General features: G+C 67.5%; 25 protein-coding genes and 1 tRNA gene. 12 read left to right on the top strand and 14 right to left on the bottom strand.

Going from position 1 to position 25,437, the window contains the following annotated elements:
• Nucleotides 1-193: 193 nt before the first annotated feature.
• Both ABE473_RS04505 and ABE473_RS04500 read right to left on the bottom strand, forming a co-directional pair.
• Complete coding sequence (locus tag ABE473_RS04505; protein WP_346488655.1) at nt 194-2,608, bottom strand: DUF3772 domain-containing protein; 2,415 nt, start codon at nt 2,606-2,608, stop codon at nt 194-196.
• A gap of 117 nt (nt 2,609-2,725) precedes the next feature.
• Nucleotides 2,726-2,974 (bottom strand): hypothetical protein, encoded by a 249-nt coding sequence (locus ABE473_RS04500; protein WP_176987936.1) that lies wholly within the window; start codon nt 2,972-2,974, stop codon nt 2,726-2,728.
• A gap of 182 nt (nt 2,975-3,156) precedes the next feature.
• Here ABE473_RS04500 and ABE473_RS04495 point away from each other — a divergent pair, with 182 nt between their 5' ends.
• The 3 genes from ABE473_RS04495 to ABE473_RS04485 all read left to right on the top strand — a co-directional run bounded on the left by ABE473_RS04495 (nt 3,157) and on the right by ABE473_RS04485 (nt 5,475).
• Nucleotides 3,157-3,651, top strand: a complete 495-nt coding sequence (locus tag ABE473_RS04495; protein ID WP_176987935.1) for a lipocalin family protein — start codon at nt 3,157-3,159, stop codon at nt 3,649-3,651.
• Nucleotides 3,652-3,658: 7 nt separating this feature from the next.
• Nucleotides 3,659-4,870, top strand: a complete 1,212-nt coding sequence (locus ABE473_RS04490; protein ID WP_176987934.1) for an FAD-dependent oxidoreductase — start codon at nt 3,659-3,661, stop codon at nt 4,868-4,870.
• A 98-nt stretch (nt 4,871-4,968) separates the two neighbouring features.
• On the top strand, nt 4,969-5,475 hold the full coding sequence (locus ABE473_RS04485) for a hypothetical protein (RefSeq protein ID WP_176987933.1): 507 nt from the start codon (nt 4,969-4,971) through the stop codon (nt 5,473-5,475).
• An 82-nt stretch (nt 5,476-5,557) separates the two neighbouring features.
• Here ABE473_RS04485 and ABE473_RS04480 read toward each other — a convergent pair whose 3' ends face one another.
• On the bottom strand, nt 5,558-5,992 hold the full coding sequence (locus tag ABE473_RS04480) for a PepSY domain-containing protein (protein ID WP_346488654.1): 435 nt from the start codon (nt 5,990-5,992) through the stop codon (nt 5,558-5,560).
• Between the two features lie 197 nt (nt 5,993-6,189).
• Between ABE473_RS04480 and ABE473_RS04475 the strand changes: the two genes are divergently transcribed.
• Genes ABE473_RS04475 through ABE473_RS04465 form a run of 3 tightly spaced genes read left to right on the top strand, consistent with a single transcriptional unit; the run spans nt 6,190 to nt 8,416 of the window.
• A complete protein-coding gene (locus ABE473_RS04475) occupies nt 6,190-6,432 on the top strand; it encodes a PepSY domain-containing protein (protein ID WP_342589208.1) in 243 nt (80 codons plus the stop codon).
• Nucleotides 6,432-7,094, top strand: a complete 663-nt coding sequence (locus ABE473_RS04470) for a response regulator transcription factor (RefSeq protein ID WP_176987930.1) — start codon at nt 6,432-6,434, stop codon at nt 7,092-7,094. Before ABE473_RS04475 ends, ABE473_RS04470 begins: the two co-directional genes overlap by 1 nt.
• Complete coding sequence (locus ABE473_RS04465) at nt 7,091-8,416, top strand: HAMP domain-containing sensor histidine kinase (protein WP_346488653.1); 1,326 nt, start codon at nt 7,091-7,093, stop codon at nt 8,414-8,416. The genes ABE473_RS04470 and ABE473_RS04465 overlap by 4 nt, the downstream gene beginning before the upstream one ends.
• A gap of 257 nt (nt 8,417-8,673) precedes the next feature.
• Here the strand turns inward: ABE473_RS04465 and ABE473_RS04460 are convergent, their stop codons facing one another.
• Together ABE473_RS04460 and speA are read right to left on the bottom strand one after the other, a co-directional pair.
• Nucleotides 8,674-8,997 (bottom strand): DUF6122 family protein, encoded by a 324-nt coding sequence (locus ABE473_RS04460; protein WP_346488652.1) that lies wholly within the window; start codon nt 8,995-8,997, stop codon nt 8,674-8,676.
• Nucleotides 8,998-9,091: 94 nt separating this feature from the next.
• Nucleotides 9,092-10,981: an arginine decarboxylase gene (gene speA / locus ABE473_RS04455; protein ID WP_179459814.1), complete on the bottom strand. Its 1,890-nt coding sequence runs from the start codon at nt 10,979-10,981 to the stop codon at nt 9,092-9,094.
• A 192-nt stretch (nt 10,982-11,173) separates the two neighbouring features.
• On the opposite strand from speA, the gene speE reads away from it, so the two are divergent.
• Nucleotides 11,174-12,028 carry a polyamine aminopropyltransferase gene (gene speE, locus ABE473_RS04450; protein WP_179459813.1) on the top strand — a complete coding sequence of 285 codons (855 nt, stop codon included), beginning with the start codon at nt 11,174-11,176 and terminating at the stop codon, nt 12,026-12,028.
• A gap of 285 nt (nt 12,029-12,313) precedes the next feature.
• Here the strand turns inward: speE and ABE473_RS04445 are convergent, their stop codons facing one another.
• The gene (locus ABE473_RS04445) at nt 12,314-13,219 is read right to left on the bottom strand and encodes an aspartyl/asparaginyl beta-hydroxylase domain-containing protein (protein WP_070472400.1); all 906 of its coding nucleotides are present in this window, start codon (nt 13,217-13,219) and stop codon (nt 12,314-12,316) included.
• A 475-nt stretch (nt 13,220-13,694) separates the two neighbouring features.
• On the opposite strand from ABE473_RS04445, the gene ABE473_RS04440 reads away from it, so the two are divergent.
• Nucleotides 13,695-14,348 carry an RIO1 family regulatory kinase/ATPase gene (locus tag ABE473_RS04440; RefSeq protein ID WP_319207275.1) on the top strand — a complete coding sequence of 218 codons (654 nt, stop codon included), beginning with the start codon at nt 13,695-13,697 and terminating at the stop codon, nt 14,346-14,348.
• A 31-nt stretch (nt 14,349-14,379) separates the two neighbouring features.
• Here ABE473_RS04440 and ABE473_RS04435 read toward each other — a convergent pair whose 3' ends face one another.
• Nucleotides 14,380-14,718, bottom strand: a complete 339-nt coding sequence (locus ABE473_RS04435) for a P-II family nitrogen regulator (RefSeq protein ID WP_123729924.1) — start codon at nt 14,716-14,718, stop codon at nt 14,380-14,382.
• Between the two features lie 126 nt (nt 14,719-14,844).
• Between ABE473_RS04435 and ABE473_RS04430 the strand changes: the two genes are divergently transcribed.
• Nucleotides 14,845-15,108, top strand: a complete 264-nt coding sequence (locus ABE473_RS04430) for an accessory factor UbiK family protein (RefSeq protein WP_176987923.1) — start codon at nt 14,845-14,847, stop codon at nt 15,106-15,108.
• A gap of 23 nt (nt 15,109-15,131) precedes the next feature.
• Here the strand turns inward: ABE473_RS04430 and yidA are convergent, their stop codons facing one another.
• On the bottom strand, nt 15,132-15,971 hold the full coding sequence (yidA, locus tag ABE473_RS04425; RefSeq protein ID WP_346488651.1) for a sugar-phosphatase: 840 nt from the start codon (nt 15,969-15,971) through the stop codon (nt 15,132-15,134).
• A gap of 160 nt (nt 15,972-16,131) precedes the next feature.
• On the opposite strand from yidA, the gene ABE473_RS04420 reads away from it, so the two are divergent.
• A complete protein-coding gene (locus ABE473_RS04420; RefSeq protein WP_346488650.1) occupies nt 16,132-17,634 on the top strand; it encodes a YifB family Mg chelatase-like AAA ATPase in 1,503 nt (500 codons plus the stop codon).
• Between the two features lie 31 nt (nt 17,635-17,665).
• On the opposite strand, the gene ABE473_RS04415 is transcribed toward ABE473_RS04420, so the two are convergent.
• On the bottom strand, nt 17,666-18,616 hold the full coding sequence (locus ABE473_RS04415) for a glutathione S-transferase family protein (protein WP_346488649.1): 951 nt from the start codon (nt 18,614-18,616) through the stop codon (nt 17,666-17,668).
• Nucleotides 18,617-18,811: 195 nt separating this feature from the next.
• On the opposite strand from ABE473_RS04415, the gene ABE473_RS04410 reads away from it, so the two are divergent.
• The gene (locus tag ABE473_RS04410) at nt 18,812-19,483 is read left to right on the top strand and encodes a VOC family protein (RefSeq protein ID WP_346488648.1); all 672 of its coding nucleotides are present in this window, start codon (nt 18,812-18,814) and stop codon (nt 19,481-19,483) included.
• Between the two features lie 64 nt (nt 19,484-19,547).
• On the opposite strand, the gene ABE473_RS04405 is transcribed toward ABE473_RS04410, so the two are convergent.
• The 3 genes from ABE473_RS04405 to ubiA all read right to left on the bottom strand — a co-directional run bounded on the left by ABE473_RS04405 (nt 19,548) and on the right by ubiA (nt 22,399).
• A complete protein-coding gene (locus ABE473_RS04405) occupies nt 19,548-19,691 on the bottom strand; it encodes a hypothetical protein (protein ID WP_179459806.1) in 144 nt (47 codons plus the stop codon).
• Between the two features lie 267 nt (nt 19,692-19,958).
• Nucleotides 19,959-21,383, bottom strand: coding sequence for a TIGR00366 family protein (locus ABE473_RS04400; protein ID WP_346488647.1), 1,425 nt, complete (start codon nt 21,381-21,383; stop codon nt 19,959-19,961).
• Between the two features lie 122 nt (nt 21,384-21,505).
• A complete protein-coding gene (ubiA, locus tag ABE473_RS04395; protein WP_346488646.1) occupies nt 21,506-22,399 on the bottom strand; it encodes a 4-hydroxybenzoate octaprenyltransferase in 894 nt (297 codons plus the stop codon).
• Nucleotides 22,400-22,557: 158 nt separating this feature from the next.
• On the opposite strand from ubiA, the gene ABE473_RS04390 reads away from it, so the two are divergent.
• A tRNA-Arg gene (locus ABE473_RS04390) sits at nt 22,558-22,634 on the top strand.
• A gap of 186 nt (nt 22,635-22,820) precedes the next feature.
• Here ABE473_RS04390 and ABE473_RS04385 read toward each other — a convergent pair.
• Together ABE473_RS04385 and ABE473_RS04380 are read right to left on the bottom strand one after the other, a co-directional pair.
• On the bottom strand, nt 22,821-23,621 hold the full coding sequence (locus ABE473_RS04385; RefSeq protein ID WP_346479021.1) for a SapC family protein: 801 nt from the start codon (nt 23,619-23,621) through the stop codon (nt 22,821-22,823).
• A 68-nt stretch (nt 23,622-23,689) separates the two neighbouring features.
• Nucleotides 23,690-25,420, bottom strand: a complete 1,731-nt coding sequence (locus tag ABE473_RS04380) for a putative porin (protein WP_346488645.1) — start codon at nt 25,418-25,420, stop codon at nt 23,690-23,692.
• Between the last annotated feature and the right edge of the window lie 17 nt (nt 25,421-25,437).

Here is a 25,437-nt window from a genome sequence, read left to right as displayed (position 1 = left end):
CCCGATTCGCTCTGCATCGTGCAGCTGCCGGCCAGCGGCCGGCACTACATGTATCAAGGTGCTGCCGGCCAGCGGCCGGCACTACATGTATCAGGGCGCTGCCGGCCAGCGGCCGGCACTACCTGGATCGGCGGTACCGACCGACACCTCGATCGCGACGATACCGACCGACGGTCGGTACCTACCGGACTGCTTACGCGTCGGGGTCGGGCTTCGCTGCCGGGTCACGCACCAGATGGATATCCGTCGGCGAGGACAGCGCGATCCCGGCAGCGGCGAACGTCTGCAGCATCGTGAAGTACAGCTCGCTGCGCGCTCCGTATACCGCCCGTGGGCCGGAGACGTAGGCGAAGCTGTTGATCGCGATCTGCCCGTTGGCGATCGAGTCGATGAACACCGACGGCGCCGGATCGCTGAGCACGCCCGGGTGCTCGGTGTACGCATCCAGCAGGATCTGGCGCAACGCGGCCACGTCGGTGTTCAGCGGCACCGAGAACTGGATCTGGATCCGGCCCTGCGCGTTGCCCATCGTCATGTTGCGGATGGTCTTGGTGATCAGCTCGGAGTTCGGCACGATCAAGGTGGATTTGTCGCCGACCTGGATCTCGGTCGAGCGCACGCTGATCCGCTTGATGTCGCCTTCCTGATCGCCCAGCTTGACCCAGTCGCCGATCTTGACCGGCCGCTCGGCCAGCAGGATCAGGCCGGACACGAAGTTCTGGGTGATCGCCTGCAGGCCGAAGCCGATACCGACCGACAGCGCGCTGACCACGAGCGCCAGCTTCTCGAAGCCGATCCCCAGCGCGGTCAGGCCCCACAGCACCGCGGCGATGATGCCGAGGTAGCGGGTCACCGTGCTGATCGAGTTGCGCGCGCCGGCGTCCAGTTCGGTCTTGGGCAGGTAGGTATCGCTGAGCCAGCGCTGGAACGCCTGCGTCACGGCCCACACCACCAGGAACACCAGCACGGCGTACATCACCGTGCTCGGTGTGACCGTCGCTTCGCCGACCTTGAATCCACCGGTGAGCGAATCCAGCCCGCCGAGGAACGCGTTGAGGTTGCCGAACGGTGCGGCCAGCGCCAGCAGGCCGAGCACGATCACGCCCACGCGCAGCACCGCCGAGAGCAGTACGCCGGCCTGCTCCACCCGCGACTCGCTGAGCCCGGTGGTCAACACGATGGTCTGCCCGGCACGGCTGCTGGGCGCGAGCACCCAGGTGGCCAGGTCGTCGGCGAACTTGAGCAGCAGCGAGACGGCCATCAGCACCACCGCGCCCCAGATCAGCTGCTGGGCGACGAACAGGGCGAAGTTGAGGTAGCCCAGCAGCGTGGCGATCACCGCCGCTGCCACGGCGATATGGCCGGCCAGGCGCGCCAGCACGATCCAGCCGCTGCGGCGCGGCGCGCCCCGCACCTTGCCATCGCCACCGGCCCGGGGATCGGCCCGCGCTTCGGCTTCGGCGGCTTCGGCGGCCTGGCGGTTGTGCATGCGCGCCAGCGATACGAGGATCGCGATGATCAGCGCCATATAGGTCACCGCCATCAACCCGTCCGCGGCCACCGTGGTCACCGCGCTGGTACGCGCCGCACGGTCGAGGGCGACCAGCATGATGCTCAGCCAGGTCAGGCCGGCCGCGCCCCAGGCGTATTTGCGCAGGCGCCAGGCCGCGCTGTCGTCGAGCGACAGCAGGCGCCACGAGGGCCGCTTGGGCACCAGCAGGCAGGCGCTGAGCGCGGCGATGAAGGCGGCCACGAAGGTGGCGACTTCGAACGTCTCGGCCACCGACTGCAGGCGCGGCGGGATCGCCCCGATCGCATCCAGAGACTCGACCAGGGCTACCGCGGCGAGGCCGGGCAGCAGCGTGCCCACCAGCAGGAGCCACACCGCCAAGCCGGAACGGCGCAGACGTCCATCGGGCGCCCGCTCGGAGGCGGCGAAGCGCCGCCCCAGCGCGCGCAGCCACAGCCGCAGCGGGAAGAACATCACCAGGGCCACCGCCAGCCCGATCAGCGGTGCGGTCCAGCCATGCTTGGCGATGGCTTTGCGCGCGGCGTCCTCACCCATGCGGTACAGGATGGCCAGGCGCTGCACGTCGTCCGGCACGTCCTTGGCGAAGCTGCGCCACAGCGACGGCGACAACGGCGAGGCGACTTTGCGCGTGAGCTGTTCGCTGAACTGGGTGACCCGCATCTTCTCGATGCGCTCGCCGAGCTGCTTGGCATCCACCGAGAGCAGCTTGGCGCGGGCGATCTGCGCGTTGATGTCGGCCTTCTGCTGGTTCAGCGCCTTGCGCTGCCGGCTGACTTCCGGCGGCTCGACGGTGCCTTCGGCGACCTCACCGAGCTGGGACAGGCGCGCATCGACCTGCTTCAGCTGCGGGTCCAGCGCCGTCTGCAGGCCGTCCGCATCGCGCTGGACGGACAGGGCGCGGTCGGACAGCGTCTTGAGGGTCTCGGTGGTGGCCGCATCCTCCAGATCATCATTGATGGACCGGAAGGTCTTCTCGGCCTCGGCCAGCTGCTTGGCCGGGTCCGGATCCGCATCACCGGCCTGGGCCAGCGCGATCGGCGCGGCCCCCAGCCAGGCGAACAACAGCAGCCACGACAACGACCGCACCACAAACGAAGAATGACGAAGCGACACGCCAGCACCAACGGTTCGCGCGGACCACCGCGCCTGCCCGCGACTATAAACCGGGCCCCGTTCAGAACAGGTATGCGGCCCTCAGTACTTCAGGCGGAGTTCTTCGACCTGCGGCTGCAGACGGGCATACCAGTCCTGGAACTCCTCCTCGGTGATCTCCTCGGGCGCGTACACCGCGATCTCGTCCCAGGCGTGATCGGTCGGCAGCGGCTGCCGCGGGCCGGCCCGCAGCGTATAGCTCACGCCCTCATGGTCGATCACATCGTCAGCCGTTTCCCGCTGCTGGCGGGCAACGCCGGTTTCGCTCTTGAGCAGAATCACCTGGTACATCCGCATCTCCATCGCTGTTGAAAGTAGCGCCCGCGGCGCTCCGGCCCAGCATAGCGCCGCCATCGGAAGCGGAACATGACGTGGCCACAACGGACTGTCTCGACGCCGCACTCGCCCCGGCTTCACCCGGCCGTGGCAGCGGCCCCGGCATCGTGGGATCGCACTCCCACCAGCCGTCCCCCATGACCACACATCCCGACCTGAAAACCGTTCCCGACCTCAAGCTGCCGCGTTACCTGGGCACCTGGTACGAGATCGCCCGCCTGCCGATGAAGCACGAGCCGGAAGGCTGTACGGATGTCTCCGCGCATTACAGCCTGAAGGACAACGGCCATGTGGCCGTGCTCAACCGCTGCCGCATGGGCAACGAGATCGAAGAAGCCGACGGCGAAGCCTGCCCGGTCGACAACGACCCGGCCCGGCTGGAAGTCAGCTTCCTGCCCAAGGGGCTGCGCTGGCTGCCCTTCACCAAGGGCGACTACTGGGTGATCCAGATCGCACCGGATTACAGCGTCTCGCTGGTCGGCAGCCCGGACCGCAAGTTCCTCTGGCTGCTTTCGCGCACCCCCACGCTCGACCGCACCACGCAGGAACACTATCTGGCCCAGGCGCGCCTGCAGGGGTTCGACCTCAGCGCGCTGATCCAGACCCCGCATACCGGCCACCCCACCGCCTGAGGCTTCAATGGACCTGAAGAGCGGGTACCCGTTCTGGGCCGTGCGCAACGGCCTGATGCATGCGTTTCCACCGCTGGAAAACGATCTGAACTGCGAGGTGCTGGTGGTGGGCGGCGGCATCAGCGGTGCACTGATCGCCGACGAGCTGTGCGCGCACGGCCACGATGTCGCCCTGATCGAACAGCGCGATATCGGCTGGGGCAGCACCGCGGCCAGCACCGCACTGCTGCAGTACGAGATCGACACCCATCTCATCGATCTCGCCCAGCGCTATGGCGAGGACGCCGCCGTGCAGGCCTACCAGGCCTGTGCCGAGGCGATCCCGGCCATCTGCGAGGTCGCCGCACCGTTCCGCGACGTGGATTGCCACCGCATGGCCAGCCTGTACTACGCCAGCAAGCGCGGGCACCAGGCGGTGCTGGCCGAGGAATGCGCGCTGCGGGCCAGGCATGGCTTCGATGTGCGTTGGCTGGACAGCGAGGCGGTCGCGGACGCGTACGGCATCCGCGCACCGGGCGCGATCCTCAGCGCACTCGCTGCACGTATCGACCCCTATCGACTTACCTATCGGCTGCTGATGCGGCTGCACAAGCGCGGCTGCGGCGTCTACGACCGCACCGTGCTGGATACGCTCACCCCGACCCCGCGCGGCGTCACCGCGACCACCCTGGGCGGCGCGCGCATCCGTGCCCGCCACGTGGTGCTGGCCACCGGCTATGCCGGGCAGCGCTGGTTGAAGCCCTCGGTGGCCCGCAACCGCAGCAGCTACGCCTTCATCACCGATCCGATCCACCCGGACCTGCTCGGCCCGCTGCGCGAGACCATGGCCTGGGAATCGGCGCGGCCGTATCTGTACCTGCGCAGCACCGGCGACCACCGGCTGCTGATCGGTGGTGAAGACGACGCCATCGATCTCCCGGCCCGGCGCGACCGGCGGGTCGAGAGCAAGACCGGCAAGCTGCTCAGGAAAACCGCGAAGCTGTTCCCGCACCTGCCGCTGCAGCCGGCGTTCTCCTGGGGCGGCACCTTCGCCGAGACCCACGATGGCCTGCCGTTCTTTGGCCCGCACGCGCAGTGGGGCCCTCGCGTGCTGTTCGCGATGGCCTACGGCGGCAACGGCATCACCTATTCGATGATCGGCGCCGGGCTGCTCCGCGCGCGCATCGAACGGCGCCGGCATCCGCTCGCCGAGCTGTTCGGATTCGACCGGCTGCGCTGAGTTCCCCTTGCAACCCACGCCATGACAGGCATCATTCAAACTACGGCTGCTAGCGTCAGCGCTGTCGGCCGTCCCGCCTGTCTGCTCCGGAGCCTCTCATGATCCGCCTGCTTCCCCTGCTGCTGTGCCTGTCCCTGCCCGGCGTGGCGCTGGCCCAGTCAGCCGCAGGCGCCACCGGCCCGCAGTCCTCGACCGGGCTGGACCTGAGCATTCCCGATGCGCCGCTGCAGTACCTGAGCGATCAGTCCCTGCGTGGCGATCCGCCGGGCACCTTCTACGGCGACCGGACCGGCCGGCGTTCCACCGACCGGGCGGCCAACGGCATCGCCCACGTGACCGATGACAAGCTGCGGGTCAACGGCAGCTTCACCACCGGCATCGGCTATTCCGAGAATTACGGCAACAGCCATTACAACGCGGCCGAGCTCAATCTGAGCAAGAACTACACCACGGACGAGGGCAACACCCGCAACGTCAACGTCAACATCCGGGTGAGCGAGGGCAAGGGCCCCGGCTTCTTCGGCCCTTACGGCTACGACGGGTTCGATGGCTACGGCGGCTACGGCCGCGGCCCGGGCTACTGGGATTACCCGGCGCGCTGGTAAGCGCTGCCGCCCTCAGGCACGTGCGCGGACGGCCGGGGAAACCCGGCCGTTCGTACATCCAGCGCGCGGTGGCGCGGCCGGATCAGTCCCACCAGCCATCGCGCTTGCTGGCCAGCACGCGGCCGTCGTGACCGCTCATGCGCACTTCCACGCGCTGGTTGCGGGCATTGCGCGCATCCAGGGTCCAGGTGGCGCCATCGCGCTCGAGCGAGTCGATCTGCTTCAACCCGGCCTTGCCGGCCAGCGCCAGGATCTGCCCGGCATCCAGCAGCGCGCGGCCGTCGCGCGGGTCGAAGATCTCGCCCTTGGTGTCATCGATGAGCACTTCATCGACGCTGCCGTCCTTGCGGGTCACATCCGCTTCCCACACGCCATCGTCGTGCTCCAGCTCGTGCACCTGGGTATAGCCGGCGGCGCTGAGCTTGACCTGGACCTGGGCGGCCGAGAGGTTGGCGGCGAAGGCCGGGGTGGCGAACAGGGCGGCGGCCAGGGCGGTTGCGGCAATCATCGTCTTCATGGGAATCCTTGAGGGGGCGCCGGTCCATTCCGGCACCGCCAGTCTGGCCACCGCGCCTAACCGGACCATGAGGGCGACTGTTAGATACTGTTTAGACATCCCCGGTATACCGGTGGCCTGCCCCTGCCCTGCGTGCCCGCATGTCCGCCCTGTCCCTGATGCTGCCCCTACTGTTGACCCTCGCCCCCCAGGACCCGATGCGGGTGCTCGACGGTGGCAGCCGCCAGCAGGACAGCGTGCGCCAGGCGGTGCGTCAGGGCCGGTTCGTGCCGCTGGAACAGGTGGTCGCCGATGCGCTGCGGCGCTACCCCGGCAAGCTGATCGAAGTGGAGCTGGATGACGCCAAGTATGAAATCGAGATCCTCGGCCCCGATGGCGTGGTGATGGAGCTGGATTACGATGCCGCCACCGGCCGCCTGCTGAAAATGGAAAAAGACTGATGCGCGTGCTGCTCGCCGAAGATGACACCCTGCTCGCCAGCCGCCTGCAGACGCTGCTGGAGGAAGCCGGATACGTGGTCATCCATAGCGCCGAGGGCCGGGATGCCGAATACCAGGGCCAGATCGAGGACATCGCCGCGGCGGTGGTGGACCTCGGCCTGCCGGGCCTGGACGGACTGAGCGTGATCGAGCGCTGGCGCCAGGCCGGGCGTGACTTCCCGGTGCTGGTGCTGACCGCCCGCGCCCGCTGGCACGACAAGCTGGCCGGCTTCGATGCCGGTGCCGATGACTACCTGACCAAGCCGTTCCAGCCCGAAGAACTGCTGCTGCGCCTGCGCGCCCTGATCCGCCGTAGTGCCGGCCACGCCCATCCGCGGCTGCAGTGCGGCCCGCTGGTGCTGGACGTCAACGCCGGCCGCTTCGAACTGGACGGCGCGCCGCTGGCGCTCAGCGCGCAGGAGCACCGCATCCTCAGCTACTTCATGCACCACCCCGATACCGTGCTGAGCCGCGCGCGGCTGGGCGAGAACGTCTATGAAGATGGCTTCGATCCGGATTCCAACACACTCGACGTGCTGATCGGACGCATCCGCCGCAAGCTCGGCAGCGAGCTGATCCATACCCACCGCGGCCAGGGCTTCCGCCTGTCGGCGACGCCATGACCACCGGCTCGCTGCGCACGCGCCTGCTGGTCGCCGGTGGCCTGGGCCTGGTGCTGGTCTCGGCCCTGGCGACCTGGTGGCTGGGCGCGATGTTCGAGCGCTCCGCGCGTACTGCGATGGACGAGCGCCTGGGCAACGACCTGATCGCGGTCCTGGCGCTGGCCGAAAGCGATGCCGACGGCCGGCTGCAGTGGCGCCAGACCCTGGCGGACGAGCGCTACCGGCGTGTGTTCTCCGGCGACTACTGGCAGGTGCTGGACCCGCAGGGCCAGCCCCTCGGGCAGTCGCGCTCGCTATGGGACGAATCGCTCGCCGCCCCGGTGGGGCTGCAGCCCGGCCCGGCGCAGGTGCTCGATCTCACCGGACCGCTGCAGCAACCGCTGCGGGCGTTGGCCCAGCAGGTGACCCTGCCCCGCGCCGCCGCGCCGGTGATCGTGATGGTCGCCACCGACCGCAGCCAGCTGGATGCCCAGGTCGCCAGCTTCCGGCAGCGCACCGCGCTCGCGCTGGCCGTGCTGATCGCGCTGTGGTTCGGCGTGCTGGTCACCCAGGTGCACTACGGCCTGCGGCCGCTGGCCGAACTGGGCCGCATCGCAGGGCAGGTGCGCAATGGCGAGAACGTGCGCTTCCCGCAGCAGGGCCTGGTGAAGGAAGTCGCGCCGCTGGCCGGCCAGCTCAACGCGCTGCTCGATCATCACCAGCGCATGATGGTGCGCGCACGCCGCAGCGCCGAAGACCTCGCGCACGCACTGAAGACGCCGCTGACCGTGCTCACCACCGAAGCCGAGGGCGACGGCAGCGACTGGCGGCAGACCCTGCGCAGCGAGACCGCGCGCATGCAGGCGAGCATCGATCGCTATCTGGCCGCAGGCCTGGGCGCGGACAGCCAGCAGCGCACACCGGTCGCACCGGTGACGCGTGCGCTGTGCGGACTGATGCAGCGCGTGCATGCGGCGCGCGGGCTGCGTTTCGAATGCGACGGCGATGCGGCGGGGGTTTTCGCAGGCGCGCGCGAGGATCTGGAAGAGATGCTGGGCAACCTGCTCGACAATGCGGGCAAGTGGGCCGCACAGGCGGTGCGCGTGGACGTGGCACGGGAGGGTACGCAGCTGCGCATCACCGTGACCGATGATGGTCCGGGACTGCCGCCAGAGCAGCTGGAGCGCGTGCTGGAACGCGGCGTGCGGCTGGATGAGCGTGCGGCAGGCAGCGGACTGGGATTGTCGATCGTGGCGGACATCGCCGAGAGTTACGGCGGCACGCTGGTGCTGGCCAATGCCACGCCGGGATTGCGGGCGACGTTGACGTTGCCGACGGGGTAAACGCGCCATCGCTGGCGCTATTGCGTTTGCCGTTGGTAGTGCCGGCCGCTGGCCGGCTCCCGACCCGGCGTGGAGCCATGGGTAGTGCCGGCCGCTGGCCGGCTCCCGACCCTGCGTGGAGCCATTGGTAGTGCCGGCCGCTGGCCGGCTCCCGACCCTGCGTGGAGCCATTGGTAGTGCCGGCCGCTGGCCGGCTCCCGACCCTGCGTGGAGCCGGCCAGCGGCCGGCACTACCGATCACCACGCATGGCGTGGATCTACCGGCCGGCGTGCATCCACCAGCAGTCGATCGCATCCAGCACGATGTGGATGATCAGGCCGATGCCGAACAGCCGCGTCTTCTTCGGGAGGCACAACCCGGCGTACACCGCGATCGCCGGCGCCGTATGCAACGGATGGAAACCGATGCTGCAGCGGTTCGGGGCGTAGATCGGGTCGGCCAGCAGGTGGTCCAGATCGATGATCCAGCCCAGCAGCATGAGTACCCAGGCGGACATGAAACGCTTGCGCCAGAACATCCACGCCAGCACCGCCGGCACGGCCGCATGCAGGAACAGATGAAAGATCGCGCGCGCGCTCATACGGGTTCCGGGTGCCTTGGAGGCACCGCCGGGCAGTGCCCGGCGCTACGGACGGCCGGGTGAGGCCCGAAGGCCATCACCCGTCGCCACCGGCTCAGGCCAGCGGCTCGTCGGACAGGTAGGTGTAGCCGGTCAGGCCGGCTTCCAGTGCCTCGGACAGTTCCTGCGCCCGCGCCGGCGAGAGGTCCGCCGCCGCCACGCGCGCGGCGTAGCTCGCGCGCAGGTCGGCCAGGCTGTAGCCCACGTAGTCCAGCATCACATCGGTGGTGTCACCGCGGCGCTGCTGGGTGATCGCGTAGCCATCGGCGTCGGCCAGCACCTCCACTGCATCGGTATCGCCGAACAGGTTGTGGATGTCGCCCAGGATTTCCTGGTACGCACCGACCATGAAGAAGGCGATGCGGTAGCTCTCGCCGGACTTCAGCGCATGCAGCGGCAGCGAGGTGTCCAGGCTCTCGTTCTCGACGTAGGTTTTCACCATGCCGTCCGAATCGCAGGTCATGTCGGCGATGATGCCGCGGCGCTCGGGCTGCTCGTTCAGGCGCTCGATCGGCACGATCGGGAACACCTGGTCGATCGCCCAGGCATCCGGGATCGATTCGAACACGCTGAAGTTGACGAAGTACTTGTCGACCAGGCGCTCGTTCAACTCGTCCAGCGCCGGGCGATGGCTCTTCTCGTCATAGCTCAGGCGTGCACGCACGGCATGGGCGATGGCGTAGAACAGGTCGTCGATGCGGGCGCGCTGCGGCAGGTCGATCTGGCCCAGCGCATAGCTGGACAGGCCTTCGGCATGGAAATGCTGCGCTTCCTGGAACAACTCCACCGCCGGGCGCTCGTCGAGCTCGGCGTGGATCTCGCGCAGGTGGCGGATCGCCGCCGGCTCGTCGTCGTGCTGGTCCGGCACGCGGCCTTCCTGCGCCTCTTCTACTTCGGAGACGTTGGCGATCAGCACCGCGTGGTGCGCGGTCATCGCGCGGCCGCACTCGGTGACGATCCGCGGCGGGGTCAGGCCGTGTTCTTCGCAGGCATTGGCCAGCGGCTGCACGATGTTGCTGGCGTAGGAGTTCAGGCCGTAGTTGATCGAGCAGAAGCTGCGCGAGCGGGTGCCTTCGTAATCCACGCCCAGGCCACCGCCGACGTCCACGTGGGTGATCTTCGCGCCCAGGCGCGAGAGCTCCACGAAGTAGCGGGTGGCTTCGCGCATGCCGTTGGCGATGTCGCGCACGTTGGAGATCTGCGAGCCCATGTGGAAATGCAGCAGGCTCAGGCAGTCCGCGTACTCGGTATCGCGCAGCGACTTCCACAGGTCCAGCAGCTGGCGCGGCGAGAGACCGAACTTGGCCTTGTCGCCGCCGCTGTTCTGCCACTTGCCCGCGCCCAGCGAGGCCAGGCGCATGCGCACGCCCAGGCCCGGCTTGACGTCCAGCGCCTTGGATTCCTCCAGTACCAGCTTCAGCTCGGACGGCTTCTCGATCACGATGAAGGTCTGCAGGCCCAGCTTGCGGCCGATCAGGGCCAGGCGGATGTACTCGCGGTCCTTGTAGCCGTTGCAGACGATCAGTCCGCCCGGGCGCGACAGCGCCAGCACGGCCATCAGCTCGGGCTTGCTGCCCGCTTCCAGGCCGAAGCCCTCGCCGTGGTGACTGGCGAGCGTGCCGGCCACGCCGCGGTGCTGGTTGACCTTGATCGGGTACACGGCGGTGTAGCCGCCCGGGTAGTCCCAGTCGGCCTGCGCCTGCGCGAAGGCGGCCTGCAGCTTGCCCAGGCGCTGGCCCAGGATGTCCGGGAAGCGCACCAGCAGCGGCAGCTTGGCGCCGGCCTCGCGGGCAGCGTCCACGATCTTCGGCAGCGATACCACCGGGCCGTCCTGGCCAGTCGGTCTCACCACCATGTGTCCTGCCTGATCCACGTCGAAGTAACCATCCGCCCAATGCGGAATCGAGTAGGTCTTGCGGGCTTGGTCGAGGGACCAATCGGTCATTTCAGTGGGCCTGGTTGGTAAAAAAGGGGGTGCATGATAACGCCTATGTGGCGACAGCTCCGTTATCATGCGCGCCCGCGCCCGTGCTCAGGCTTGAAACCTGAACGGGCCAACCCGTCCGGACGTGGCTTGCGCCACGCGGCACCGCCGCCAGCCCGGCTCCAACACCCTTCCGAACAGGACTGCTATTCCATGACTGACAACAACAACTGGTACATCGAACACTTCGAGCGCACCGGCTCGGCCATCGGCTACCGCCTGACCGGCAAGCTGGATGAAGTGCAGTCGCCGTTCCAGAAGATCGAGATCTTCGCGACCACCGATTGGGGCAACCTGATGACCATCGATGGCGCCATCATGTTGACCAGCAAGGACAACTTCTTCTACCACGAGATGATCAGCCACCCGGTGCTGTTCACCCATGCCGCGCCCAAGCGCGTGGTGATCATCGGCGGCGGCGACTGCGGCACCCTGCGCGAAGTGCTCAAGCACCCGGGCGTGGAGAGCGTGACCCAGTGCGACATCGACGAGCAGGTCACCGTGATGGCCCGCAAGCATTTCCCGGAACTGTGCGATTCCAACGACGATCCGCGCGCCGAGCTGATGTTCGACGACGGCGTGGCCTACATGGCCAACTGCCCGGCCGGGAGCGTGGACGTGGTGATCGTGGACTCGACCGATCCGGTCGGCCCGGGCGAAGGCCTGTTCAACAAGGCGTTCTATGAGAGCTGCTTCAAGGCCCTGAAGGACGACGGCATCCTGGTGCAGCAGTCCGAGTCGCCGCTGATGCAGCTGGACCTGATCAACGAAATGCGCGCCGAGATGGGCAAGGCCGGTTTCGGTTCGTTCAAGACCCTGCCGTTCCCGCAGCCGTGCTACCCGACCGGCTGGTGGAGCGTGACCCTGGCCCGCAAGGGCGAGAGCAGCTTCGATTTCCGCCAGGCCGATTCGGCCGCCAAGTCGTTCGAGACGCTGTACTACACCGCCGCGCTGCACACCGGCGTGCTGGTGACGCCGCCGTTCGTGGCTTCAGCCCTGAAGGGCTGATCGATCGAAGGCGTGCCGACCAACGGTCGGCACCTACCGGTGCGTACGGCTGCCGACCAACGGTCGGCACCTACCGGTGCGTACGGCTGCCAATCAACGGTCGGCACCTGCCGGTCGACGTCGGCTTCGGCGTTGACCGGAAAACCCGGCCATGGCGGTAGGCACCGACCGTTGGTCGGTGCGGACCACATCGATGCAGGCAACAAACAACCCGCGCGGGCAACAGCGCGGGTTTTTCATGCCCGGTAGTGCCGGCCGCTGGCCGGCAACCTCATGCACCCCGGCTCAGATCGCCCAGATGCCGGCGATCACCGCCACCACCAGACCCCACTTGATGACCTGGTAGGCGACCACGCTGCGCTCGCGCAGCGCCTTGGCCTTCAGGCGCACCTTGTAGACGCTGCCGAAGGCCTTGTTGACGCCACCGGTCGGGTCGCCCGGCAGGTTCGGCGAGGCGCCACCGGCCAGCAGCGTGGAGGCCACGGCGCGGTTGAACAGGCCCGGCAGGCCGAAGCGCAGCGGTCGCGCGATATCGCAGAACAGGATCACGCGGTCATCCGGCGTCTCGTTGTGCGCGTGGTGGATGTAGGTCTCATCGAACATCATCCACTCGCCATCACGCCAGCTCTTCTTGATGCCATCCACCACGATGTAGCAGCCATCGTCGTTCGGGGTGGCCAGGCCCAGGTGCAGACGCAGCGAGCCGGCGAAGGGATCGCGGTGGGGCCGCAGTTCACTGCCCGAGGGCAGCTGGGCGAACATCGCCGCGCGCACGTCCGGCAGCGATTCCAGCAGCGCGGTGGTCTTCGGGCACAGCGCCTTGGCCGACGGGTGTGACGGGCCATACCACTTCAGGTAGAAGCGCTTCCAGCCGCGGCGAAAGAACGAGTTGAAGCCAGCATCGTTGAAGGTACTGGAGGCGGCGATCTTGTCGGCATCGCGCAGGGCCAGCGCTTCGTCGCGGATCATCTGCCAGTTCTGGCGCAACGGCTCGAGCTGCGGGAATTCCTTGCCCGGATCCAGGAAGGGCGTGGTCGGCACCTTCGAGAACGCGTACATGATCACGTTGATCGGGGCCATGAAGCTGGAGTGGTCCAGCAGCTGGCGCGACCAGCGCGCGCGCACCTTGCCGCGGTAATGGATGTACAGCACGCAGGCGATGAACAGCCCTGCCAGCACGATCTTGATCATCAGTCTTCCTCCGGCATGGCCGGACCCGAAATGGTGGGGCGATGCACGGCAGTGACCGGCATCGATAGGGCGGCAGGAGGCGGGGACGTGCCGGGGAGGGGCGGCCGCCGATGTCGCGAGCAACAGCATATGGTCGGCAGCGGCCGCGTCGCGGTCAAGCACGGGCTGGGCGATGTTCAGCGCCTGGTGCCCCATGGAACTGCCTGCTGCATTGGACGCACGGCCGCCATGCCTGCCCCGCACTCCCCGGTGATCGCCGGCAACCCGCTGATAAAGAACGAAATTCTTTCAAACGATACAGGATTGTCCGCTTCGGCGTGACGAACTGTTCCACGCTGCGCTACGACATTTCTCCGACATCATCTGGATTCATGTACTGCCGAGTACTAAAATTAACGAAATCTTTAGTTCCCCACGTTAAGCAGCACCGGTACGCCTGACGCCTTGCGCCGACCGCCGGGTCGCACAGACCCCTATGAACACAATTGTTGCCCCGTGTGTCGATGACACCGCCCCCGCCGAGCTGCTCAAGCGCGGCGAACGCCTCCTGGAACCCGATGTCTACCGGACCTGCCTCAATGGCCAGCCCGCGGTGGTCAAGGATTACACCCGTTACCGCGGCACCCCGCTGTCGCCGATCGCCCGCCTGCTGGTCCGCCGCGAGGCGCGCATCCTGCAGCGCCTGAGCGGCTGGAAGCACGCTCCTGCCCTGCTCGGCACCATCGGTGGGCTCGCGCTGGGCATGGAGTTCATTCCCGGCCAGACCCTGAGCGCGGCCCAGTCGGTCGGCATCGAGGTCTTCGAGCAGCTGCAGTACGCCCTGACGCGCCTGCATGCCGCCGGCATCACCCACAACGATCTGCACGGCACCAACGTCATGGTCAGCGGGGGCGTGCCAGTGCTGGTCGATTTCACTTCGGCCTGGCGCAGCCCGCGCTGGCTGCCGGTACACCCGGTCTCGCGCCAGCTGCGCCGCAGCGACATGAAGAACCTGCTGAAGATGCGCCAGCGCCTGACCGGCGAGCGTCCCAGCCCCGCCGAGGCGGCCCAGGTGGCCGATCCGCGCTGGGTGGCCGGCGTGCGCGTGGCCTGGAAGCGTTTCTACCGCTGGTTCAAGGGCCACGCCTGATCGCGGGTGCCCTCGGGAAAGCCGGCGCGCGTTACAGCGCGTCGGCGTCCAGCTCACCGGTACGGATGCGCACCACGGTGCCCAGGTCGTACACGAAGACCTTGCCGTCGCCGATCTTGCCGGTGCCGGCGGCTTTGACGATGGCTTCCACCACCTCCTCGACCTGGTTGTCGACGACCGCCACCTCGATCTTCACCTTGGGCAGGAAGTCGACCACGTACTCCGCCCCGCGGTAGAGCTCGGTATGGCCCTTCTGCCGCCCGAAGCCCTTGACCTCGGTGACCGTGATCCCGGTGACGCCGCGCTCGGCCAGCGCTTCGCGCACGTCGTCGAGCTTGAACGGCTTGACCACCGCCATGACCATCTTCATCCGTCTGCACTCCTGTCTCTCAGGCTGCGAGGATAACGCCTGTCCGCCGGTGAACGCGATGCGCGTGGTCCGTGCCGCCGGCAGCGTGGCGGCTTATCCTTGGCGCATACCCCGCGGAGCCGCAGCATGATCGACCTCAACCACCTGGATGACCTCGCCCGCCGCCTGAGCGACATGGTCCCACCGGGCCTGCGCCAGTCGCGCGAAGAACTGCAGGCCACCTTCAAGACCGCGCTGCAGGCCGGGCTGGGCAAGCTGGACCTGGTGACCCGCGAGGAATTCGATGTGCAGCGTGCGGTGCTGCTGCGCACCCGCGAGAAGCTGGAGGCGCTGGAGAAGACGGTGGCCGCGCTGGAAGCGCGTGACGGGTCGGCTGCGCCTCGGGAGTAAGTCGGGCTCGGACTGCGCCTTTCTTACGCGTCCTGCAGCACGAACCGCTCGATCGCCAACGCCACGCCGTCCTCGGCGTTGGTCGCGGTCTCGAAGCGCGCGGTCTGCTTCACCGCCGCAATCGCGTTGCCCATGGCGACGCTGGTGCCGGCGAACTGCAGCATGGTCAGGTCGTTCTCCTGATCGCCCACCGCCATCACGTTGGCACGGTCCACGCCGAGGTGCGCGGCCAGCTTCTCCAGGCTCGGCCCCTTCCCCGCGCGGTGATCGAAGACCTCCAGGAAGAACGGCGCGCTCTTGAGCACCGCGAAGCGGTCGGTCAGTTCCGAGGGCAGGCGCTGGATGGCGGCATCCAGCACCTCCGGCTCGTCGATCATCATCAGTTTGATGAACTGCATGGCCGGGTCCATGTCTTCGACCCGACGATACGACAGCGGCACGTTCGACAGGTGCGAATCGGCCACCGTGTAGATACTGATGTCCTGGTTGGGCGTGTACATGCGGCGGCCATCGAGCGCCTGGAAATGGATGCCCAGCTCGCGCGAAATCCGCTCGCAGAACACGAAGTCCTCGAAACTCAGCGGAAACTCGATGACGCGCTGGCCGCTGCCGATGTTCTGCACCACGGCGCCATTGCAGGCGATGCAGTAGTCCTGCTCACCCTCGATACCCAACTGCTGCAGGAACGGTGCCATGCCGGACACCGGGCGGCCACTGGCCAGCACCACCTGGACGCCCTGTGCGCGGGCCCGCGCGATGGCCTGCATGACCCGGGGCGTGAGCGTGTGTGCGGGATCGAGCAGGGTCCCGTCCATGTCGATGGCGACCAGTTCGATCGGGCCGGAGCGGTGGTGCATATCCATGGTGTTCGACGGCGTGGTGCGTGGGGGCATCCAGTCTAGCGGGAGTGCCTGGACACTGCGGCACGGTTTGCCTACCCCACGGCGCGGCAAGCGCTGATGGATTGCGATCTCCGTGCCCTGCCATTGTTCCTGGCATGCCGCAGACCCCGGAAACAACCGCATGAGCCTCGCGCTGGTGCACAGCCGTGCCCGTGCCGGCGTGAAAGCCCCCGCCGTACGGATCGAGGTATTCTTGTCGGGTGGGTTGCCACATACCCAGATCGTCGGGCTGCCGGCGGCGGCCGTGCGGGAATCGCGCGACCGCGTGCGTGCCGCGCTGATCTGCGCACGCTTCGAGTTTCCGCAGCGGCGGATCACCATCAACCTGGCTCCGGCCGATCTGCCCAAGGAAGGCGGCCGATTTGATCTGGCCATCGCGCTCGGCATCCTCGCCGCCAGCGGCCAGATCGATGCGCAGTCGCTGGACAGGTTCGAGTTCCTGGGCGAGCTGGCCCTCACCGGTGAACTGCGCGGGGTCGACGGCGTCCTGCCTGCTGCCATTGCCGCCGCCCGGGACGGCCGCAGCCTGATCGTGGCCGCCGCCAACAGCGAGGAAGCCGCGCTGGCCCAGCACGCCGACGTACGCGTCGCCCGCACCCTGTTGGAAGTCTGCAGCGCCCTTGAGAGCGGTACGCTGCCCCCCGCCGTGGCGGCCGCCGCGCTGCCGGTCAGCATTCCCGACCTCCGCGACGTACGCGGCCAGCTGCAGGCGCGCCGGGCGCTGGAGGTCGCGGCGGCCGGCGGGCATCACCTGTTGCTGCTCGGCACCCCCGGCTGCGGCAAGACGCTGCTGGCCTCCCGCCTGCCCGGCATCCTGCCCGCCGCCAGCGAGCTGGAGGCCCTGGAAGCGGCGACCATCGCCTCGTGCAGTGGCCAGGGCATTGATGCCGGGCGATGGCGGCAACGGCCGTATAGAGCGCCGCACCACACCGCCAGCGCGGTGGCGCTGATCGGCGGCGGCTCGCATCCCCGGCCTGGGGAGATTTCGCTGGCGCACAACGGCGTGCTGTTCCTCGACGAACTCCCGGAGTGGAGCCGGCATGCATTGGAAGTCATGCGCGAGCCGATCGAATCGGGTGTTGCCGTGGTCAGCCGCGCGGCCCGCACCGAGCGCTTTCCCGCCCGGTTCCAGCTCGTTGCGGCCATGAATCCGTGCCCGTGTGGCTGGGCGGGAGATCGCAGTGGACGCTGTCTCTGCGCCGAGGAGGTGATCCGTCGTTACCGGGGGCGCGTTTCCGGGCCGCTGATGGACCGCATCGACCTGCATGTGGAAGTGCCGCGGCTGGACCCGCGCGAGCTGCGGGATGACGCGCCGCTGGGCGAGGACAGCGCGAGTGTTCGTGCCCGTGTGGTGGCCGCGCGGGAGGTGCAGCTGGTGCGCAGTGGGAAAGCCAATGCACAGCTGTTGCCGTTCGAGCTGAGCGAGCATTGCCGGTTGTCGCGGGAGGATCAGCAGCTGCTGGAGGATGCCGTGGAGCAGTTGCAGCTGTCAGCGCGCTCGATGCATCGCATCCTGCGGGTGGCGCGCACGGTGGCGGATCTGGGTCATGCGGAGGACATCGCGACCGCGCATGTGGCGGAGGCGATCGGGTATCGGCAGTTGGATCGGGGTGGTAGCGCGTGAGGCCAGACGCCGTGATGCCCGGAATGCTGGCTCAGTATGTGCACTCCGGCCCCACCGGCACGACCCCCGACGGATTGAGGTGCCGATGACTCCCGTAATAGTGGTGCTTGATGTGCTCAAAGTTCACCGTATCCGCCACCTCGGGAATCGCCATCATCCGCGCCACGAACGCATGCAGGCCAGGGAAGTCTGCAATGCGCCGCACGTTGCACTTGAAGTGCACGTAGTACACCGCATCGAAGCGGATCAAGGTGGTGAACAGGCGGATATCAGCTTCGGTCATGGCATCGCCCACCAGCCACTCGCGTTGCTGAAGGCGCTCGTCCAACCAGCTGAGTGAATCGAACAACGGACCAACAGCCTCTTCATAGGCCTTCTGCGTTGACGCAAAGCCCGCCTGGTACACACCGTTGTTGACGGTCGCATAGACCCGTTTGTTGATCGCATCGATTTCAGCACGCAGCGCCACCGGATAGAAATCACCGGCCTTGGCACCCAGCCCGTCATACGCGGTGTTGAACATCCGGATGAGGTCCGCCGATTCATTGCTGACGATCGTCCCGCGCTCGCGATCCCACAGCACCGGCACGGTCACCTTGCCGGTCATTCCCGGCTTGGCGGCCGCGTACAGTTCATGTAGATAGCGCGCACCGCGTTCGGGCTCCGGCGTCACCTGCGGGCCGGGCTCAAACGTCCAGCCCTGATCACCCATGTGCCAGTTGACCACCGACACCGGCACCAGATCTTCCAGACCCTTCAGCGCGCGCACGATCAGGGTGCGATGGGCCCACGGGCAGGCGAGACTCACATACAGGCGGAACCGCCCAGGCGCCGCTTTAACACCAGGCTCGCCATTCGGGCCAGCACTGCCGTCGCCGCTCAACCAATCGCGGAAGGTCGATTCCTCGCGTTTGAAATGACCGTCCTTGTCAGCGGCACCCGCGGTGCCTTCCTGCCATGTTCCATCGACCAGCATGCCCATCGCGGGAGTACTCCTCTGATAGCGGTGTGTGATGCGCCGGTGGTGCGTCCCGGCTTCTACAGCGTGTTGTAGCAAACGCATCGGCAATGCCCGGTGATGGGCCTTCGCAGCCGGTGCATGTTTCATCGCGTTCATCGCCGAAGCACACGCATCTGCGGCAGAATGTCGATGTATCTACGTGAGACATCCATCATCATGCGTATCCATCAGATCGACCTTCCCGTGTCCGATGTCGCCGCCACCGTGGCGTACTTCCGCGATGAACTTCAGCTGCCGGTCGAGGGCTCGGCCGTGCGCATCGGCTGGAGCACCCTGCAGCTGCAACCCGCAGGATCGAATCCGGTCGGCGGTGTGCACCTGGCGTTCAACGTCCCGGCCAATCGATTCGAAGCGGTCACCGACTGGCTGAAAGCACGCGCCACCCTGCAGCGCGATCTGAAGGGCCATGACCACTTCACCTTCGATGGCCGCTGGGATTCGGAGTCGATCTATTTCACCGGGCCGGACGGCCTGATCCTGGAGTTGATCGCGCGTCGGCGCTTGCCTGCCGGCGAGCGCCAGGGCGAGTTCCATGGCAGCGAGATGACCTGCATCAGCGAGGTCGGCCTGCCCGCTGAACACGTGGGCGAGGTGCAGGCAAAAGCACAGAACGCCTTCGGGCTGGCGCCGTTGTCACAGCCGACGCCGCACTTCGCACCGCTCGGCGATGATGAAGGCCTGTTGATCGTGGTCGATGCCACGCGCCGCTGGTTCCCCGAGCAGAAAGTGCTGCCGAATGCGCGCGGCATCCGCGTCGTGCTGCATGACGTGGTGCCTGGCGCGGTTGTCGAAGACGGCGCACTGGGCTGGCACCTGCGCTCTGCCTGAGCAGGCCCGGACGAACGAAGCCCCGCCGGAGCGGGGCTTCAGTTCACACAACAGCCGGCTGGGCTCACTCTTCCTCGTCCTGCTGGCCGCCCTGCTGCTGGTTCTGGTTGCGCTGCTGCTGTTCCTGCTGCTGTTGCTGCTGCTGATCGCGACCGCGTTCCTGCTGCTCACCGCGCTGATTCGGGTTCTGCTGGTTCTGCTGAGCCATCTCGATTCTCCGGTTGCCGCAAACGGAATGTCGCGGTCGGGGCCATCCTCTGCAGCGGCAGGTTAACGACGTGTGCGGGTTTGCATACGGAAACGTCAACGCGTCCGTTCCGACGTTTCGTGCCGTGCAGGAGCCCATGTCGCAGTAGGCGTTGGCCTGCATATGAACGGTTCGAATTCCCTTATGCCGCTACCCGCCAACCGGCTTGCCGTGCGACTGAACAGGCCATCCCGGCACCGCCCCGTACGGATGACGCGCAGATGACGATCACGGCATCACCGGCGGCACGTAGGTCAGCGTCATGCCCAGCAGCCACAGCAGGCCGAGCACGAGCGGGATGTGCACCAGCAACTGGATGAAGGTGAAGCCGACGATGTCGCGCGCCTTCAGGCCGAGCACGCCCAGCAGCGGCAGCATCCAGAACGGGTTGATCAGGTTCGGCAGCGCCTCGGCGGCGTTGTAGACCTGCACCGCCCAGCCCAGGTGGGCCTGCAGTTCGTTGGCCGCCTGCATCACGTACGGCGCTTCGATGATCCACTTGCCGCCGCCGGAGGGCACGAAGAAACCGAGTACGGCCGAGTACACGCCCATCACCAGCGCGAAGGTGTCGGTGGTGGCGATATGCACGAACAGCGTGGACAGGCGATGCGCGAGGGTCTCATCGCCACTGCCGGTGGCGTGGGTGAGGATCATCGCGATGCCGCCATACAGCGGGAACTGGATCAGCACGCCGGTGGTGCTCGGTACCGCCTTGGCCACGGCGTTGAGGAAGCTGCGCGGGCGCCAGTGCAGCAGCAGGCCGAGCGAGATGAACAGGAAATTGTAGGTGTTGAGGTTGGCGATGGCGGTGACCACCGGTTTGCTCGCGAACTCGCCGAACAGCCAGCCGAACGCGAGCAGCGAGAGCAGCACGGTCAGCAGCGGGCTGTACTCCAGCCACTCGCCGGGGCGGGTGCGCGGCTGCAGCGGCTCGGCCTCGGCGCGGGCGGCGCCTTCGAAGTCCTTGGCGGTGCGCGCGGTGGCAGCACCGGGCGCGGTCAGCCAGGCGATCAGCAGCGAGACCAGGATCAGCGCGGACGTCAGCGCGATCGACTGCCACAGGAAGATGGTTTCGGTGAAGGGCAGCACGCCGGTGATCTCGACCAGGCCGGGCGGCATGCTCGCCGGGTTGGCCTGCAGCTGGGCGGCCGAGGAGCTCAGGCCCATCGCCCAGACGGCGCCAAGGCCGAGATACGCCGAGGCACCGGCGGCGCGGTAATCCATGTTGAGCGCTTCGCGACGCGCCAGCGCGCGCACCAGCAGGCCGCCGAACACCAGCGAGAAGCCCCAGCTGAGCAGCGAGGCGAGCATGCTGATCAGCCCGACGTAGACCACCGCGCCACGGCCGGTCTTGGGGACGCGGGCCAGCAGATTGATGAAGCGCGCCACGATCGGCGCAGTAGCGACCGCATAGCCACCGATGACCACGAAGGCCATCTGCATGGTGAAGGGGATCAGGCTCCAGAAGCCCTCGCCGAAGGCGGTGGCGGTAGCCTGCGGGGTCGCGCCGAAGCCCATCGCGGCGGCGGCGACGATGACCACGCCGAGCACCGCGAACACGTAGGCATCGGGGAACCACTTTTCCGCCCAGGCCGCCGAGCGCAGTGCCGCGCGCGCCATCCAGCCGTCCTGTACCACCGTCGACGTGTTCATCGTCCCGCCCTCCCCGATCATTCAATGGGAGGGATTCTGGGCGTTGCGAACGGCGCTGTCAGTCGCCTAATGGTCGTAGTGCGCGTTACCGGTAGCACCCGACCGTTGGTCGGGTGGCCACCTCAGCGCACCGCCAGCGACACCGCGATGCCGGCGAACAGCGCCGCACCGACCCAGTTGTTGTGCAGGAAGGCCTTGAAGCACGGGTCGCGCTCGCGCTTGCGGGCGATCCAGAACTCGTAGGCGATCAACCCTGCAGCAACACCGACGCCGATGCCGTAGTAGAACCCCAGCCCGGCGCGCAGGCCGACCAGCGCCATCGTGCCCAGGAACAGTGCGTAGAGAATGCCCTGGATCACCAGGTCCAGATCCCCGAACAGGATCGCGGTGGAATGCGAGCCCATCTTCAGGTCGTCATCGCGGTCGACCATGGCGTACCAGGTGTCATACGCGGTCGACCACAGGATGTTGGCGCCGTACAGCAGCCAGCCGATCACCGGCACCTCGCCCTGCACTGCGGCGAACGCCATCGGGATGCCCCAGCCGAAGGCCATGCCCAGGTAGACCTGCGGCAGGTGGGTGTAGCGCTTGAGGTAGGGGTAGCTGGCGGCCAGGAACACGCCGATGAAGCTCATGCCGATGGTGAGCCAGTTCAGGGTCAGCACCAGGGCGAAGGCGACGATCATCAGCCCGGCGAACAGGGCCAGCGCCTCGCGGCCGGAGACGGCGCCGCTGGCCAGCGGGCGGTCCTTGGTGCGCTTGACGTGCGGGTCCAGCCAGCGGTCGGCGTAATCATTGATCACGCAGCCGGCCGAGCGGGTCAGCCAGACGCCCGCGGTGAACACGAACAGCGTCCACAGCGGCGGCAGCCCGCCGGAGGCCAGCCACAGCGCCCACCAGGTGGGCCAGAGCAGCAGCAGGGTGCCGATCGGACGGTCGGCGCGCATCAACTTCCAGTAGTGCCGCCAGCGCGACGGGGGCGCCGCCTCGGGCGCCTCAAAACGTTCGTAAGCCATCGGTAAAGGATACCGCCTGGGCTGGCCGGGCGCGCCGTCGCCCGGCCCATCGGTGCGGGGGGCAGACCTGCGCGGCGTTTACGGATAGAATGCTCCTCCCGCGCCGCTTTGGCGGTCCGTGGCCCCATCAGGCGGCCCGGCGGGACGCAGGACACAACGCGCTCGTAGCTCAGCCGGATAGAGTAGTGGCTTCCGAAGCCATTGGTCGGGGGTTCGAATCCCTCCGGGCGCACCATCCTCGCCATCTTCCCTTGCAGGTGTTTCCGCTGCGGCGCGCCTTTGTGCGCTCGGACGGAGTGCCGTGCCGGCTGCCGCGCGCGAACGCACCGGATCGGGTGCCGAACAGATGACGCCACTCGAAGGGCTGGTCTTCCCACCGGCCTGGAGTGACGGCACCTGCACGGCGCCCCGGTAGAACAGGTCAGCCTGTGGCGAGGTCGGCGAAGCGACCCAGCGAAGCCAGGTGGAAATACACCGGCGCCAGCCAGCCCTGGCGATGCCAGTGCACGAGGGTGGTATCCGGCAGCGCATCCAGGCGCGCGGGATCGACGACATGGAAGCCCTGCAGGCTGTGACGGCGGCCATCGGCCAGCACCACGTCAGCCTGGCGCTCGATCAGCACGCCGGCCTCGGCCAGTGCGGCACTGAAGGCGCGGGTGGCGATGTCTTCGCGGGTGAAGGCTTCGCAGAACTGCAGGGCATGACGCGTCATCGCCGAAGGCTGGTCGCCCTCGAACAGCGGCTGCCCTTCCTCACCCTCCTGCACGATCATGTCCGCATCGGCATCGATGGCCAGCACGTAGCCGTCCGGATCGGTGGTGCGCGCGAATACGAACGGGTAGCGCCGCACGTACGCGGGAATGTAGGCGCCGGCCTGCCACTGGTCGGCGATGACGAAGCGGTTCTGCTCCGCCTCCAGGCCGAGCACGGCGATCGGCAGATGATCGGGACCGGCGAAGACCAGCGGATACGCACGCGAGGCCGCGGCGAATTCCCCGATCATCACTGGAATCGAGTGACTGCCGGCGGCGAACGCGGCGCCGGTCTGGCGCACGCGCCAGTGGGCATGAAGCTGCGACGACAGCACGACCGGGCGGCGGTAGAGCATGGGCCAGCTGGCCGGCGGCGTGATGCTGTCGGCCGCTGCCGAGACGGCATCGGCATCGGCATCGGCATCGACGTCGTCGCCGGTATCCGGCGCAAGGGAAGTGTCGGTGTTCATGATGAAAATCCAATGTGGGGCAGCAAGGGAGGCGGCACGCCGCCTCCCGGAGACAGGCGTTGCGTCGGTCAGAAGCCTGCGTTGACTTCCAGCTGGAAGACGTCGATCGACAACGGGGCGCCGGTGACCTCCTTGGCGGCCATCCAGCGCCCGGTCAGCCACACGTTCCTGTCGAACATGTAGGAGCCGCTCAGGTAGTAGCCCTTGGCATTGGTGCCACCGAGGTGGAAGTTGGAATCGTTGTAGGCATCGGGCAGCGCATCGCCTTCCAGGCGCTTGTAGCCGAGCGCCAGGTTCCAGTCGCCGGTCTGCTTCATCGCCAGCTGCCCGAAGGTCGCCTGCGCCATGTACGCCATGTCGCCGCTCTGGATGTCCTGCGGCCCGGCCACGCCGTTGGCGGCAGTGCCCAGGTTGGTGACGATGCCGCCCTGCGCGCGTTCCCACATGCGGTTGGGATCGTAGGCCAGGTTCTTGATCGCGTGCCCTTCCAGGCGCAGGGCATTGCCCGCGAACAGCGGCGTTTCCCAGGCCAGGTTGAGGTCGAGCAGTTCGAACTCCGAGGCCAGGCCGACGTACTGCGGCATCGGGGTGTTGGCCGGGTCGAGCGGATTGAGCGCGATGTTCCGCAGCAGCATCAGCGTGTTGCCCTTCTGCATGAACGCAGGGCGCGACCAGTCGCTGCTGCAGAAGTCCGCGCCGGCATACAGCGCGCACGGCTGCGAGTACTCGCCGGCGGTATTGCGGAAATCGTAGTAACCCACCGCGGCGCGCAGTTTCTGCGCATCGCCGAACTGCCACTCGGCACCGACCTGCACGCCGTTGAGCCACTTGTTCTCGCTCTTCGTCTTGTCCTGGCTGGTGTTCGGGAAGCTGTCGGAGGAGTACTCCAACGGTGTCAGGCCCAGCGTGGCGAACAAGGACAGGCCGTCATCGCCGATCGGCTGCGCGTACTTGAACGCCAGGCCGTCGAAGTTGAGGTCGTTGGAGAACAGCGTGTCGGTGGACCAGTACGGGTTGCCGAAGCGGCCACCGAGGATGTCCAGGCCCACCACCGGCGACCACGACAGCCATGCCTGGTCGAGCCAGGCGTCTTTCTTGGCCAGGCCACCGCCCAGCGTCTGGGTGGAGGACACCGGGCCGTTGTCGTTGCCGGTCGCCAGGCGCACGCCGGCACGGGTGTGCTCACCCAGCTCGGCGATCACGCCCAGGCGTGCGCGGATCCGCCAGGAATTGTTGCGGTCCTGGCGAGTGTTGCGCAGCGGCGGCAGATCCAGGTTGGTGTTGCCGTTGACGTCGTATCCGTTGCCGGCGTTGATCCGCGCCCAGTCCACTTCGATGTCGCTGTTGCGCTCGGAATACAGGCGGCTCTCGTTGCGCACGCGCACGTCACCCTGCACGCGCAGGCGCTGGGTCCACTCGGGCACCTGGTCAGGCGCCGCCCAACGCTCGGCCTTGGCCTCGGCCATGACGCTGGCCTTGACTTCTTCGCGGATCTCATCGCGCACGGTCTGCGGGATGTAGGGCACGCGCACGTCGCCGGGCTGCGCGGCAATCGCGGTGGACGCCGGCGCTGCGGGGGCTGCGGCCGATTCGCGCTGCGCCTCCAGCAACAGCGCCTGGCCGGCCTCGGGCTTGAGCGCGCCGCTGTCCATCAGGCCGCGGATCAGCTTGATCATGGTGCTCTCGCCGCCCGCTGCCTGGGCGTGGGCGCCGCCACTGGCCAGGACCAGGGCGACACCGGTGGCGATGGCGGTGCTGCGCAGTCCCAGCAGCGCGGAGTGGAGGGTTGAACAGGTCATCGGCTTGCTCGCAGAAA

It is taken from the genome of Stenotrophomonas sp. TWI700 (assembly GCF_039673645.1).
Lineage (GTDB): Bacteria > Pseudomonadota > Gammaproteobacteria > Xanthomonadales > Xanthomonadaceae > Stenotrophomonas > Stenotrophomonas maltophilia_AA.
This window is presented reverse-complemented; position numbering and strand designations above follow the sequence as displayed.

Bases quoted from the DNA above. Each gene is read 5' to 3' on its own strand.
- ABE473_RS04500 (WP_176987936.1), bottom strand. From the start codon at position 2,974: ATGTACCAGGTGATTCTGCTCAAGAGCGAAACCGGCGTTGCCCGCCAG.
- ABE473_RS04495 (WP_176987935.1), top strand. From the start codon at position 3,157: ATGACCACACATCCCGACCTGAAAACCGTTCCCGACCTCAAGCTGCCG.
- ABE473_RS04490 (WP_176987934.1), top strand. From the start codon at position 3,659: ATGGACCTGAAGAGCGGGTACCCGTTCTGGGCCGTGCGCAACGGCCTG.
- ABE473_RS04485 (WP_176987933.1), top strand. From the start codon at position 4,969: ATGATCCGCCTGCTTCCCCTGCTGCTGTGCCTGTCCCTGCCCGGCGTG.
- ABE473_RS04480 (WP_346488654.1), bottom strand. From the start codon at position 5,992: ATGAAGACGATGATTGCCGCAACCGCCCTGGCCGCCGCCCTGTTCGCC.
- ABE473_RS04475 (WP_342589208.1), top strand. From the start codon at position 6,190: ATGCGGGTGCTCGACGGTGGCAGCCGCCAGCAGGACAGCGTGCGCCAG.
- ABE473_RS04470 (WP_176987930.1), top strand. From the start codon at position 6,432: ATGCGCGTGCTGCTCGCCGAAGATGACACCCTGCTCGCCAGCCGCCTG.
- ABE473_RS04465 (WP_346488653.1), top strand. From the start codon at position 7,091: ATGACCACCGGCTCGCTGCGCACGCGCCTGCTGGTCGCCGGTGGCCTG.
- ABE473_RS04460 (WP_346488652.1), bottom strand. From the start codon at position 8,997: ATGAGCGCGCGCGCGATCTTTCATCTGTTCCTGCATGCGGCCGTGCCG.
- speA (WP_179459814.1), bottom strand. From the start codon at position 10,981: ATGACCGATTGGTCCCTCGACCAAGCCCGCAAGACCTACTCGATTCCG.
- speE (WP_179459813.1), top strand. From the start codon at position 11,174: ATGACTGACAACAACAACTGGTACATCGAACACTTCGAGCGCACCGGC.
- ABE473_RS04445 (WP_070472400.1), bottom strand. From the start codon at position 13,219: ATGATCAAGATCGTGCTGGCAGGGCTGTTCATCGCCTGCGTGCTGTAC.
- ABE473_RS04440 (WP_319207275.1), top strand. From the start codon at position 13,695: ATGAACACAATTGTTGCCCCGTGTGTCGATGACACCGCCCCCGCCGAG.
- ABE473_RS04435 (WP_123729924.1), bottom strand. From the start codon at position 14,718: ATGAAGATGGTCATGGCGGTGGTCAAGCCGTTCAAGCTCGACGACGTG.
- ABE473_RS04430 (WP_176987923.1), top strand. From the start codon at position 14,845: ATGATCGACCTCAACCACCTGGATGACCTCGCCCGCCGCCTGAGCGAC.
- yidA (WP_346488651.1), bottom strand. From the start codon at position 15,971: ATGGATATGCACCACCGCTCCGGCCCGATCGAACTGGTCGCCATCGAC.
- ABE473_RS04420 (WP_346488650.1), top strand. From the start codon at position 16,132: ATGAGCCTCGCGCTGGTGCACAGCCGTGCCCGTGCCGGCGTGAAAGCC.
- ABE473_RS04415 (WP_346488649.1), bottom strand. From the start codon at position 18,616: ATGGGCATGCTGGTCGATGGAACATGGCAGGAAGGCACCGCGGGTGCC.
- ABE473_RS04410 (WP_346488648.1), top strand. From the start codon at position 18,812: ATGCGTATCCATCAGATCGACCTTCCCGTGTCCGATGTCGCCGCCACC.
- ABE473_RS04405 (WP_179459806.1), bottom strand. From the start codon at position 19,691: ATGGCTCAGCAGAACCAGCAGAACCCGAATCAGCGCGGTGAGCAGCAG.
- ABE473_RS04400 (WP_346488647.1), bottom strand. From the start codon at position 21,383: ATGAACACGTCGACGGTGGTACAGGACGGCTGGATGGCGCGCGCGGCA.
- ubiA (WP_346488646.1), bottom strand. From the start codon at position 22,399: ATGGCTTACGAACGTTTTGAGGCGCCCGAGGCGGCGCCCCCGTCGCGC.
- ABE473_RS04385 (WP_346479021.1), bottom strand. From the start codon at position 23,621: ATGAACACCGACACTTCCCTTGCGCCGGATACCGGCGACGACGTCGAT.
- ABE473_RS04380 (WP_346488645.1), bottom strand. From the start codon at position 25,420: ATGACCTGTTCAACCCTCCACTCCGCGCTGCTGGGACTGCGCAGCACC.